This is a genomic window from Paraburkholderia aspalathi (assembly GCF_900116445.1).
GTDB classification, from domain to species: Bacteria; Pseudomonadota; Gammaproteobacteria; order Burkholderiales; family Burkholderiaceae; genus Paraburkholderia; species Paraburkholderia aspalathi.
In genome coordinates this window covers 1-1106 of record NZ_FPBH01000102.1, presented here as the reverse complement: position 1 = coordinate 1106, position 1106 = coordinate 1, and the positions used below count along the sequence as shown (strand labels likewise).

Below are 1106 nucleotides of genomic sequence, written 5' to 3'. Positions count from 1 at the left end.
CCCTGATACCGACCGGCAAGATAGGTGTAATTGCTGATGCCGGGCGCGTGACGATTAGGCATCCTTAAGCGAGCGACAGATTAAATTCGAGGTTAGCCCGTCTCCGGTTCTGGCGAAAAGTGGTCAGAGATGCTGCGGATATCGAGTAGTAACCTCAATGGAGACCCTGTCGATCATGCGTTCCGAACAGAGGCGCAAAGCCACCTGGAACGCCTTCGATACTGCGCGATGAGTTCCCTTGACAGGGAACGAAGGAGGCGTCGAATGAGGAATGCTCAAAACACCGGGTTGTCGGGCGAGTTCACGGCTGTTCGGGTTTCCGCAGCCTTGACGGGATTTCAGCCGACCAAAGAAACAGTTTCGCAGACGCGAGCGGCACCGCGTGACCCAGCAAGTTCCCCGTTTTTGCTCCCGGAAGTAAGGGAGCTCCCGCGCAGCATTGCCAAACTGGGCATGGAACGCATTTTCGCCCGCGGCGTGCATTTGTACCGTCAGGGCGAACTTGCCACATCTTTCTACTACGCGCTGGCAGGGCGGATCCGGGTGTTCATGACTGGAATAGACGGGTCGGACCGGGACGTCGCATTTGCGGGACCTTGCACAACGATTGGTGAATACGGCATCTTTGATGACCAGCCGCGTTACACATCCGCGGTCGCGGTTGAAGATTCGCGGGTCCTTGTGATTGACCATGCCGCGATCATGTCAGCCGGTCGGGCTGACCCCGAAATCTTCATTGAACTTGCCCGTAGACTGGCGCAGAAGACCCGCCTCGGATGTATGCATGTCATGTATGCCGGTCTGCCAGCGCGCGTACGTGTGGCAACGCTGTTCGTCCAGTTGCTCAACGCATATGGAACACTGGAGGCGAACAATACCGCGCGTCTGTCAAAAAGTCACCGCGTTGAAGACTTTGCTCACCTTGTAGGGGTGACCCGTGTGACCATGAGTCGCGAACTTGCGCGATTTGTAGAGGAAGGAATTCTTCTGAAAATCGGCAGGGAAATCATTATCTCGGACATCGCTGCACTGCATGCCGTCGCCGACACTTCCGGACTGGTACATCAATACGCAAACGACTGATCATCATGCCGTTGAGATTTTCG

At 55.9% G+C, this 1106-nt stretch carries 1 protein-coding gene; it reads left to right on the top strand.

What is annotated here, in order from left to right:
* The first annotated feature begins 264 nt into the window (after positions 1-264).
* Entirely contained in the window at positions 265-1083 is an 819-nt protein-coding gene (locus BM438_RS44550) for a Crp/Fnr family transcriptional regulator (protein WP_167378565.1), read from the top strand.
* Positions 1084-1106: the final 23 nt, after the last annotated feature.